The 11,278-nt window shown below is 70.3% G+C and carries 8 protein-coding genes and 4 tRNA genes; 1 reads left to right on the top strand and 11 read right to left on the bottom strand.

All coding sequences use genetic code 11. The features are described from left to right. Nucleotides 1-20: 20 nt before the first annotated feature. From VF647_21895 to VF647_21945, 11 genes are all read right to left on the bottom strand, one after another. Complete coding sequence (locus VF647_21895) at nucleotides 21-818, bottom strand: hypothetical protein (protein ID HEX8454749.1); 798 nt, start codon at nucleotides 816-818, stop codon at nucleotides 21-23. A gap of 26 nt (nucleotides 819-844) precedes the next feature. After that, nucleotides 845-3,496, bottom strand: coding sequence for an RtcB family protein (locus tag VF647_21900; protein ID HEX8454750.1), 2,652 nt, complete (start codon nucleotides 3,494-3,496; stop codon nucleotides 845-847). Nucleotides 3,497-3,625: 129 nt separating this feature from the next. Beyond that, nucleotides 3,626-3,943, bottom strand: coding sequence for a hypothetical protein (locus tag VF647_21905; GenBank protein ID HEX8454751.1), 318 nt, complete (start codon nucleotides 3,941-3,943; stop codon nucleotides 3,626-3,628). An 83-nt stretch (nucleotides 3,944-4,026) separates the two neighbouring features. Continuing rightward, the gene (locus VF647_21910) at nucleotides 4,027-5,670 is read right to left on the bottom strand and encodes a TROVE domain-containing protein (protein HEX8454752.1); all 1,644 of its coding nucleotides are present in this window, start codon (nucleotides 5,668-5,670) and stop codon (nucleotides 4,027-4,029) included. Nucleotides 5,671-6,086: 416 nt separating this feature from the next. Beyond that, a tRNA-OTHER gene (locus tag VF647_21915) sits at nucleotides 6,087-6,215 on the bottom strand. Nucleotides 6,216-6,277: 62 nt separating this feature from the next. Further along, nucleotides 6,278-6,402 (bottom strand) — tRNA-OTHER (locus VF647_21920). Nucleotides 6,403-6,466: 64 nt separating this feature from the next. Beyond that, nucleotides 6,467-6,594, bottom strand: a tRNA-OTHER gene (locus tag VF647_21925). Nucleotides 6,595-6,603: 9 nt separating this feature from the next. Then, nucleotides 6,604-6,676: transfer RNA gene (locus VF647_21930), tRNA-His, on the bottom strand. Nucleotides 6,677-7,329: 653 nt separating this feature from the next. Beyond that, a complete protein-coding gene (locus VF647_21935) occupies nucleotides 7,330-7,902 on the bottom strand; it encodes a nucleotidyl transferase AbiEii/AbiGii toxin family protein (protein ID HEX8454753.1) in 573 nt (190 codons plus the stop codon). Between the two features lie 172 nt (nucleotides 7,903-8,074). Beyond that, complete coding sequence (locus tag VF647_21940; protein HEX8454754.1) at nucleotides 8,075-8,332, bottom strand: hypothetical protein; 258 nt, start codon at nucleotides 8,330-8,332, stop codon at nucleotides 8,075-8,077. A gap of 56 nt (nucleotides 8,333-8,388) precedes the next feature. Further along, complete coding sequence (locus VF647_21945) at nucleotides 8,389-8,631, bottom strand: type II toxin-antitoxin system VapB family antitoxin (protein HEX8454755.1); 243 nt, start codon at nucleotides 8,629-8,631, stop codon at nucleotides 8,389-8,391. Nucleotides 8,632-8,921: 290 nt separating this feature from the next. Here VF647_21945 and VF647_21950 point away from each other — a divergent pair. After that, the coding region (locus tag VF647_21950) for a PIG-L family deacetylase (GenBank protein ID HEX8454756.1) at nucleotides 8,922-11,278 on the top strand (2,357 nt) is incomplete at its 3' end.

Below are 11,278 nucleotides of genomic sequence, written 5' to 3' on the forward strand. Positions count from 1 at the left end.
GATAGGCGAAGCAGGAGGAGTCAGCGGCGAAGAATTAGCCTCCACCACGGCGGGCGCGGCTCCGCGTTTTCAAAGCAGACCCGGCCCGTGAGCCAGAATGAACCCCTCACTATCCCGCCTTCGACCAGCTCGCCGCTGATCAGACATGGCTCCGCCACCACGTCGATCTCTCCACCCCACGTGCGCACGCGCGCCCAGCGGAATGGGTTTCCGGTCGCCGGGTTGATGCGCAGCTCCGCCGCCAGCACGCGGCCGGAGAGCATCGCCTCCGGAGCCGGCACGGTGGCCTCTCCACCATCGGGAGCGAACAACCCGGTGGGGAGGAGGGATTCCGAAGCGTACTTCAGCTGGCCCGTCTGGCTGGCCATGTACTCCTCTTCGTTCGCGAACGCGCTCAGCTCGAACGCGAATGCCGCCACCTGCACCGGCGCGATCCGTGGCAGCCGCACCCGATCGTGCAGCGCGAAGTCCGGCGCGTCGATCGCGAAGGTGGTCGATCCCGATTCCGCGTCGTGGCTCGTCGGCTCCGGCCACACCTGGTACATCCCGTCCAGGGCGGAGAACGCCGGGTCACGAAAACGGCGCGACACACCGGCACGGATCGTCGTGTCGCCCGCGAAATGGGGGTTCATCCCCACGACCTGGTTCGCGGTGACCTGCGCCCAGAGCTCGACGCCGGCCCCCGGTGACCAGCGCCGGTACTCGCCGCCGCCGGGGAGCGCGATCCGCTCACCCGCTTCAGCCACCATCAGCGAGTGCGCGGAGAACTGCTCCCTGGTTTCGATATCGAAGCCAAGTGCGGCGAACAGGTTTGCCATGTCTCTCATCGATGTGGGACCCGACCTCAGTCCTTGTACGGATCCACCTCCCCCGCGCCGGCCATCGCGACGATCAGCGGGCGCAGCGTGTGCCGCACCTGGATCGTGTCGCCCTGCGCCGCGAGCACCCTGGGAAGGCGGCGGTACGCCTGCGGCGCCTCGTCCAGCCCGCCGCCGCGCAGAATCACCCCGCGCTTCCCCAGCCACTGCTGCAGCATCTCCTGAGAGATGCGGCCGGGGCTCAGCACCTTGCCGCGCCGGTTGCGCTTCCCCGCCGCGGCCGTGCGGCTCATCACCCGCCCCGCTCCGTGCACGGTGGAGAAGAGGGACTCCCGCTGCGCCAGCGCCGTCTCCTCGTCCGGCGGCGCGGCGTTCCCCTCCAGGATCACCGCGTCGTCGCCCATCGAGCCGCCCACGAAGCCCTTCTGCCCCGGGAACGCCGGCGTGGCGCCCTTGCGGATCACCACGTACTCAGTAGGCTCTCCCACCATAGAAACGTGGGTTTCCTTCCATCCGAAATTATGATGGTTGTGCACTAATTCCAGCTCCTTCCCGCCAAGGAGCGACACCACCTTGCGCGCCACCCACTCGCGCCCGGCATACGCGTACTCGCCGGCGAGCTGCATGAGTTGCCAGTAGTCGTGCCCCAGCGGCTGGTTGATGTCCAGAAGCACCTCCTTCTCCGCGGCCCGCTCGCCCCACATCCCGCCCTGCGACAGTGACAGGTAGGCGCTGGCGATGGTGTGCCCCAACCCGCGGCTCCCGAAGTGCACCCCCACCCACACCGCTCCGCTCTCGTCCGCGAAGACATCCACGTAATGGTTGCCGGAGCCAACCGTTCCTAGCTGCCGACGCGCCTTGTCCTGAAGCGTCTCGCGGTAGCCGCCGGTGTTGGGCACCGCGTACCACGCCGGGTCCAGGAAGAGCGGGTGGTCGACGGGAGCGTCGTCCGCGTTGTTCTTTCGCCCGATCCCGAACGAGATCGTCGACGCGATCTCGTCCGCGAGGTTGTTGGCCAGGTTGTTCTGCGCCAGCCGGTGCGGATTCCGCTCGATCTCCTCCAGCGACACGTTGCGCGTGATGTCCTCCACGCGTAAGTCCGTGCGAATGGCCGCGTTGCCGCAGTTGTGCACCACGACGCCGGATGCGAGGAAGCAGTGCGCCGGATCGCCCGTCACCACGTCGTAGACGAGCGAAGTTCCGCCCGGCTCCACGCGGGACACCGGCACCCAGCAGACCTCACCGTCCGCCTGCGGATCCAGCGCCTCGCCGGGCAAGCGGCGCGACCGGCCGCGGTCGTCGTAGAACGAGTGGTACGCGAAGCCGGGCGACACGCCGAACCGCTCCGACACGTCCGCGACCGCCGTCCGCCACGGAACGCCCTGGCCGCGCAGCGCACGCGCCTCCTCCTTGGCCGCGTCCCGATTCGCGGCGTACGCCAGGCCCTGCAGCGCGACACTCGCCGCCGTTGCCGCGGCTACGCGCTTTTCCACGGAGCGGCAGAACCCCACGTCGCGCATGAACCGGAGCTGCTCGGCCTGGCCGCCCAGGATCTGGAGCACGGAGATCACCCGATCCCCACGCGCCGGCCCGCTGGGCGCCACCGACACCCCGAAATCCAGCGACCGCAGGAGACCCGCGATGAAGTCGATGGCGTGCGTGTGCCGGCCGGACTGCTTCAACTCCAGGTTCGGCACTGTGCCGGTGCGATGCACTCGTGGCGTCATCATCTCCGCGCTCGCGAAGGCGGAGAGGAAGTGCCCACGGGCCCACGCGGGCATCCGCATCAGCCACGGCATCGGCTCCGCGGCCCAGTCCTTCTTCCCGACTGGCGATCCGAGGCCCGCGAACAGCGCGTGGAGCGCGGTGGAGCCGACGTACATGTTGATCTCCTCGCGCCACCCTTCCTTGCGACGGCGCCGATGCTCGCGAGGCTCGAAGCCGAGGCGCCGGAAGTCGGCGCGCAGGTCCTCCGCGTCCTCGTCGTTGAAGACGTAGAGCGAGACCCGCTTTCCATCCTTGCTGAGGTGCCCGTCGCCGCTCGCGTAGCCGAGCAGCCGGAGGAGCGCGGGGAGCCGGTCGTCCGTGGCGCGGAGCGGAAGGAGCCCGCGCTCCTCCAGCTCAGCACGTGAGCGCTCGTTGGGAACCTCGAACGTGACGTCGCACGCGGGCTCCTCATACGGGAGCCCCACGTAGGGCGTGCAGGCGATCGAGTCGTCCGGGCCGAGCTGGTCCGCACGCTTCCACCCCGCACGGGTCAGGATCTCGTGGTCGGGCGTCGCGCGGATCTCTCGGCCGTTCCCCAGCGTGATCGCCAGCACGTCGCGCTCCCCGCGCGGCACCGCGCCGAAGTGGGGCGAGACGGGGCGCACCGAGGCTCCGTCCCAGCACACGACGGCGTCCGCGTCAGTGACCTCCTCGATCGGCTTCGTGAAGCCGTCCGCGGTGATTACCGGCGTTCCGGCGGCGAGGCACGCGATGTCGAAGCCCACGCCCACCACCGACACCTTGTCGCGGTACGCGGCCACCCCGCCGATCGGCATCGTGAAGCCCACGTGACCGTCCGCCAGGAGCGCCGCGCGCTCGGCACGCCCCGCCACGTCTGTGAGCTGGCGGATGGTCCCCTCCTCGTGCTCGCCGAACATGACGGCGTTGGTCCCTACCTTCTTCGTCAGCATCGTAGTTCTCTCAGAGAGACTTGAACTGCCGTCTCACACAGAGACGCAGGGGACAGACAAGGCACAGAAAACCTACTCCTTCTTCTTGCCGTTCCCCTGTGTGGCTCTGTGTGACGGGGCAGTTGTTCACTAGTCGTCCTCGTCCCACCGCCGGTCGGCCTTCTGCTCGCGGCGCAGGGCGCGGTTGAAGGTGCGGTCGCCGGCGCGCTGCAGCTCGGTGGACTCGCAGATGGCATCCACCGCGCGCGCGAGCACCCAGGCGCGAGCACCGTGCCGGTCCACGAACTTGAGCCAGCGCGGCCGCCAGAACCGTCCCAGCTTGCGCCCCAGCTCCCGCGCCGTCTCCGGCGACACGTAGTAGCTGTCGAACCGGGTCGTGACCACGAAGTAGTCCCCCGCGGGGAGCTCCTCCTCCGGTCTCTCCTGTCTTTCTCGCGTATGGTTCATCGTGCGTTTCGGTAAGGCGGGGACGAGCCTCGTCCCCGCCCGGTTCGGTGGCTCCGGCGCGGGGGGACGGCCGGGGCCGCCCTCTAGCGCGCGAAGTCCGCGATCAGCTGCGGCGTGGCGGCGTCGAAGCCCACCACGTCCAGCATTCCGGCATCCTCGGGGTCCGCGATGGTGAACCCGTTGGACGCCATCCCCACGACCACCAGCTTCGCGGGGATCCCCGTGCGCTCCCGGTACCGGCGGAGCGCCTGCGACGGGTGGATGTCACCCGCCCACGTCTCGTTGTCCGTGTAGACCACGAACAGGTCGACGTCCCACCTCCGGTCCGCCGCCTCCAGCATGGGAAGCGCGCAGTCCGTCCCCCCGAAGCTGAGGGAAGACACCTGCCGGACCACGTCGTCCAGCCGCTGCCGGGGCGAGATCGCGAGCGGGGTGATCCCGCTGGGGAAGCCGTCGTGCATCGAGCGCGACCGCCCCGCCGTGAAAGCGGTGAAGAAGTGCCGCGGCTCGGTAGCCGCCGTCACCAGCGCCATCGCGGCCGACGCCTCGCGGCAGCTCAGCCCCTCCAGCCCGTGCACGTTCGCCGTCATGGAGCCGGACACGTCCAGCGCCAGCATCACGCGGCGCCCCGAGGGCTCCACCCCCGCGAAGGCCAGGTAGAAGGCCGCGTCCAGCGCGTCCACCACCTGCGCCACCGGCGTCCACGTCCCCTTTCCGCGCACCCCGCGCCCGGACGAGTACGTCCGCAGCGCGGAGAGGACCTGCACCGGGTGCACCCGCGCCCTGCGCAGCGCCTCGCCGTCCGCCAGCCGCGCGGCGACGGCGGCGGAGGCATCGCTCCCGGGCGCCAGGACGCCCACGCGGGTGAGCGTCGCCAGGTTGCGGACCAGCGCGGTGAGCGGCATCTCCTCCAGGAGCGCCTCCCACACCACCGCGTGCTGAAGGAGCGGCGTGGGCACCATCTCCCGCGTGAGCCGCGCATCGCGGACGATGGCCGCGGCGCGCGCGGGGTCGATCTCCGCGTCATCGTGCAGCGCGTCGACGGCGCGGACCTGCGCCAGCGCGCCGGAGGGCTGCCCCTCCTCCAGCGCCCCGCCGGTGACGGTGCGGCGGAATAGCGCCCGCTGCTCGTCGCTGCGGGGGACCGGGTGCGCCAGCCGCAGGGCGTCGCGGTGCGACCACCCGTCGCGCTGGGGGTACTTCAGGAGCTGGTGCGCCAGGTCGCGCTCGGGCCGGCCGGTGTACCACGCCGCCACCGCGCGCCGCACCCCGCGCCCCCACCCGCGGAACCCGCCCACGAACTGGAGGAAGTGGAAGAGGTGCGTCCCCGTCCGCGCCACCCGCGGCAGCGCCTCCAGCGCGACGGCCCGCGTGACCGCGTCCCCCATCCCCGCCGCCATCGCCAGGGCGAAGAGCGCGGGGTCGTTCTTCGGCGCGCGCCCGCCGGCGCTCACCTCCACGATGCGCCGCACCACGCGGGGCCCATCCTCCGCGATGCACTCGGCCACGGCGCCGGCGTTGTCGACGGTGAGCTCGCGCTCGCCGACGTAGTAGGTCCCGCCCTCGGTTCCCAGCACGAGGAACCGGTCGAGCCGGCTCCAGCGGTCCAGGGCCCAGGCGTACCCGCCGGCCGAGTTGGGCACCTGCGCCGATCCGGGGATCGGCTCGGACTGCCGCGTGACCAGCGCCCGGAGGCGGGTGGCCACGTAACGCGTGAAGTCCAGCATGTTCGCCTCCTTTCTCGTTGGAGGTGGATGCGCCGTGCGCCCGGGTGGCGCTTCGGCGGTGGCCCGCGGCGCGGACGAATGTCTCCGTTCGGTTGAGTGGACCGGAGTCCACCGCCTGGCATGCGGTAATCGAACGGATGCGGCCCACGCCGCGGGCCTGTCTGATGCTGCCGGGATGCAGTTACGGGATTCGAACCCTGGCCGACCAGGTAACCCTCGTCCATCGGCCCATCCGGGGACGGGCAAGGGAGCGGAAGAGGGAATGACCGCTGCACCCCGGCATCATGCGCGAGCACTCGTGAGGCGCGGACGAAGTGCGCCGATCGGCCCCGGTTCGCATGTCCGGGTCCTTGAGAGGGTCGGCGATAACCGACACGGCATCGGCCCGCGTCCCACGGGTGTTCGTTCCGTCAAAATGGGCCTGGCGGGATTCGAACCCGCGACCTCTTCCGTTTCCAAGGGATAACCCTTGCACATCGGCCCGGCCGAAGCCGGACGAGTGGCGTGAAGGGCATAAGTGCTCTACCAGGCTGAGCTACAGGCCCACCGCTGCGCCGTCCGTACCACTCCCCGCGCGCCCCGCAGCCGGGCACGTGAGGCCTTCCTATGGAGACCCGGCGGGACTCGAACCCGCAACCTCCGAGGCCGTTGAGCCTCGGCCGCCGGCCCGCGCGTGGCGGGCAAAGTGTTGGCGAGGCAGCTCGGTGCTCTGTCCCGTTGAGCTACGGGCTCCATCCACTGCGCCGTCTTTGCCGCCCTCCGCGCCGCCCCGCAGCCGGGCGGCGTGGAACCTGGATGGGAAGCCCGGTGGGAATCGAACCCACGACCTCCGGATTAGCGATGAACCTCCACCTGCGGCCCGCGAGCGGACGAGGAATCGGCGGAAGTAAGAGTCCGGCGCTCCGGCCACTGAGCTACAGACTTCCCGGCAGGGGTGGCCAGTGGGGCTCGAACCCACAACCCTCGGGCCCACGACCCGATGCTCCGCCAGTTGAGCTATGGCCACCATGATGTGCTCGGGTTGGGCCGGCGGAAGCGATCCGCCTTCGCCCGGGGGTCGCGTTTGTCCCCGGGGTGGGGCATCACGCCCCGCCGGCCCGTCACTCCAGTCGCTGCTCGTTCAATTCATCCACCTCCTGGTCACGTGGTTCCTGAATGCAGGTCGCCCCGCCCGGCAAGGTGCGCGGGCGGGGCGACGTGGACTCGCTCCCTGTGAAGCTCCGGAGTGGCTACGCGCCTCTGGCGCCGCCCCCGGGACCTCCCGCGCTGCAATGTTCGCGACCGAATCGATCGCTTCCTTCCGCCTTCGTCATTTTCAGACCCCGCGACCCGCCGCGAATCGCGTACGGATGCACCTCGCCCCCCGCGCGATGGGCACACGCCGCCCACGCGAAACCCCGCGGCTGCGCCGGGGCCGGATTGCTGGTGAGGTGGAGGAGCTGGGTCATCGAAGGCTTTCTTCCTTTTCCGTATCGTTCGCGCCAGACGTGCGCACTCAGGTTGCTGAAAACAAAAATCGCGCCGCCGATGTCCCTGCCGAGCTGCGCCATGCGCTGCATCGTCGGCTCCCTGCCCGCCGCGACGGCGAGCTCGGAGCCAGGGTGACATCGGGACGCGACTCCCGTGAGACGCAGAGTGTAAACGGGCACTCGCGGGTTGTCAACCCCCTTCATCGCCATTCCGAACCTGTTCTCGTACACGGTGCGCGCATTCGCGAATGGCGATGTCCAGCGTCTCCTGGATGCTTTCCTCCCGAACCGGATGAAGCAGCCGAAGGGGGAACATCGAGACGACGGGGACGCGCAGACCCCGCTCGAGAGCCTGGCCGACGAACCCGGGGCTCAATCCTGGATCGATCTCCAGCACGTCGTCGACGAGCGCCGCGATGCGCCGCCGCACGGTCACCGGGTCCTGCCCGCCCTCGGGATGCCGGGCGATCGCATCCAGATCGATGAAGTCGCGGGGCTCGAAACGGTCGCAGATCGCGTGCAGCTTTCCCGCGCCGAGATCGCGGAACGAGGCGATCCGCGGGCCTTCCTCGCTCGGTTCCAGCGGTGCAAGCCGAAACGGTGAACTGCGCGCGACGTCCAGCCGAACGGAGCCTGCGTTCTCACCCCGCGAGTGCACGACGAAGCGAGCGAAGCCCTGCGTGGCCGGCCCGCCGGGTCGCAGGTCGAGGCCGGCGGCGCGCAGCGGTTCACGCAGCGCAGCCCCGAAGTCGCGGGCATCCATGTGGGGGTCGCCAAGAAGTCGAGATCCTCGGACTCCCGGTGCTTCAGGTGGTACGCCGCGAGCGCGGTTCCGCCCTCCAGCCGAAGACCGATTTCGCCATACGCCTCTTCGGTCTGCGCGACGACCCGCATCATCTTGAGGTGGAGATCGCTTACGACGCGACGATCCGCCTTCAGCACCCTCCCTCCGCCTCCGCCGGGCGGCGGAGCTCTTCGAGGACGACGCCCCAGAACCGCCGTGAGTGCTCGGGGATGACGAGGGTGGGGAGCAGCCGTTCGAGAGTGTCCTGCCGCACGAGCTTGGTGACCGCGTCCGAGCCGCCCTGCGTCAGCACGCGGGCGAGCACGACCGGGTTCTCCGGATCGATGATGGCATCCGGAACCGCATCCCAGAACAGCTCCGGAAAGTCGCCGTAGCGGTAGCTCTTCATGCTGAGGGCTCGTTCAGTGCTTCCTTAGTACCTCGGGACGTGTTGACGACCATCGGCTAGCGAGGAAGCCCGTACTCGTCGTAGCCGAGAATCTCATCCGCCGAGCGCGGATCGAGGACAGGCAGCGCATGAATCATCTCCTGAAGACGCTCGACGGAGGCGATCATCTGCGCGTGATCGGCAGCCCTCCGTACGCCCTCGAGTCGCTCACGCAACGCCTCCGTCAGCGATTCGCCGGTGGCATCGGCAAGTAGATGCGCGAGGCGCTCGGTTTCCGGGTTCTTGATGTTGAGTGCCATGGTCCGTTTCCGTGAGCGGGATGGTGGAATTGTACCTGATGTTCGACCCGCGAACAACGGTAAACCAACGGCTGGTCTCACGCGGAGGCGCGGAGACGCGGAAGAGAACAGCAAGAAGGGTTTTCTCGGTGGCTTGCAGTTCTCTCTCTGTTCTCTGTGTGAGCTTTTCCTTGCCGTTCCTCTGCGTCTCCGCGTCTCCGCGTGAGGCAAGCGGTTCAGGAGTCCGCGGATCGAGGAAGTTGACGCCGGGGGCACTTGTGCGCGCCCGCACGACGCCTACCTTCAAAACCATGCGTACTCGCACCTTCGCCGCCGTGCTGGCGGCCATATCGATGCTCTGCGCGAGCGTGGAGCAAGCCGCGGCCCAGCCCGCGGAGTACGGCGGTGCGGCGGGGCTGGGGCTCTCGCTGCGCAGGCTGGGCGTCGCCAAGCGCGTGCTGATGGTGGGCGCCCACCCCGACGACGAAGACACGCAGCTCCTTGCCACGCTCGCGCTGGAGCAGGGCGCGGACGTGGCGTACCTGTCGCTCACGCGCGGCGAGGGGGGGCAGAACGGCATCGGCCCCGAGCTGCACGAGGCGCTGGGGCTGCTGCGCACCGAGGAGCTGCTCGCCGCCCGCCGGGTGGACGGCGCGCGGCAGTTCTTCACCCGCGCCTACGACTTCGGCTTCTCCAAGAACGCCGAGGAGACGCTCCGCCACTGGCCGCGCGAGGAGGTGCTGCGCGACGTGGTGTACGTGGTGCGCCGCTTCCGCCCAGACGTCATCATCCCCGTCTTCAGCGGCACCCCGCGCGACGGCCACGGTCACCACCAGGTCTCCGGCATCATGGCGCGCGAGGCCTTCGCCGCCGCGGCCGATCCGGCGCGCTTTCCGGAGCAGATCGCGGCCGGCCTGCGCCCACACCAGGCCGCCAAGCTGTACCAGTCGCTGCGCGGCGATTCCACGAACGCCACGGTGCGCCTGGCCATCGGCAACCTGGACCCGCTGATCGGCCGCTCGCCGTTCCAGCTGGCCATGGCGAGCCGCTCGCGCCACCGCTCGCAGGACATGGGGCGGCCGGAGACGGCGGGGCCGCGCTGGGGCTACCTGCGGCGCATCGAACCCGCGGCCACGGGACCGGAGCGGTCGATGTGGGAGGGGATCGACACCACGGTGGCCGGTGAGAACCGCGCCCTTACGAGCTACGAGAGGCTCCTCCTCGGCACGCGTGTCGCGCTGAACCCGGGCACGATCGATCCCGGCTCCACCGGCGATCCCGTGGTGGGGCTGCTCGCATCCGCGCTCCAGGCGCTCCGCACGAGCGGCGCATCCACCGAGCCGGATGGATTCCGCCGCGCCGGGGAATTGCGCGACGTAGAGGATGCCCTCGCGCGCGCCGCCGGCCTGGTGCTGGACGGCGTCGCCGACGATGCGCGACTGGTGCCTGGGCAGACGTTCACGCTCGACCTCTCGCTCTGGAACGGCGGGCGCGAGCGCGTGACGGTCGCGGAGCTGCAGCCGCGTCTTCCCGCGGGGTGGACGGCGGAGGCGGCGGCGCCGTTGCCTTCCGCGCCGCTGGAGGCGGGCGCCATCCTGACGCGCCGCTTCCGGGTGAGCATTCCGGCCGACGCCGCGGTCACCGAGCCGTACTTCCTGCGCCGCCCGCGCCAGGGCGACTTCTACACCTGGCCCGCCCACGATTCCGCCGCATCCGAGCCGTTCGACGCCGATCCGGTGCGCGTGTCGGCCCGCGTGACGGTGGCGGGCGCCGGGCTCGCGATGGAGCGCGAGGCCACCTTCCGCGAAGTCGACCTGCGCCAGGGCGAGCTGCGCCGTCCGGTGATGGTCGTCCCCGCCGTCTCGGTGCGGACGGAGCGCGCGGTGCGCATCCTCCCGCTCTCCGGCGAGCACAGCTTCCGGCTGCGCGTGGACCTGGCGAGCGAGGCGCCCGGCGGCATCGGCGGGACGCTGCGGCTGGAGCTGCCGGCGGGATGGACGGCGCAGCCCGCCTCGCTCCCGGTGACCTTTGCCGCCCCGGGCGAGGTGAAGGAGGCCGAGTTCACCGTGCGCGCCCCCGCCGCCCTCCGCGCCGGCGACTACCCGATGTCCGCCGTCTTCCAGGCCGCGGACGGGCGCCGCTTCGCCCGCGCGGTGCAGATGGTGGACTATCCACACGTCCGCGCGCGGCCGCTGTACTCGGACGCGTCCACGCTGGTGCGCGCCTTCGACGTGCGCGTCCCGGCTGGGCTGCGGGTGGGCTACATCGAAGGCGCTGGGGAGGAAGGCCCCGGCGTCCTTGCGCAGCTCGGCATCGTTCCCACGCTGCTGGACGAGGACGCGCTGGGCGGCGGCGACCTGAGCCGCTTCGACGTGATCGTCGCCGGGAGCCGGGCCTACGAGGTGCGTCCAGACCTCGCCCGCCACAACGCCCGCCTGCTGGACTGGGTGAGGAGCGGCGGCACATTAGTTGTTCAATACAACAAATACGAGCTGGTCGAGGGCAACTTCGCCCCCTACCCGCTCACCATGGACCGCCCGCACGGACGCGTGACCGACGAGAACGCACCGGTTCGCCTGCTGGAGCCCTCGCACCCGGTGTTCACCACGCCCAACCGCATCACCGACGCGGACTTCGCTGGGTGGCAGCAGGAGCGCGGCCTGTACTT

It is taken from the genome of Longimicrobium sp., assembly GCA_036387335.1.
GTDB lineage: Bacteria > Gemmatimonadota > Gemmatimonadetes > Longimicrobiales > Longimicrobiaceae > Longimicrobium.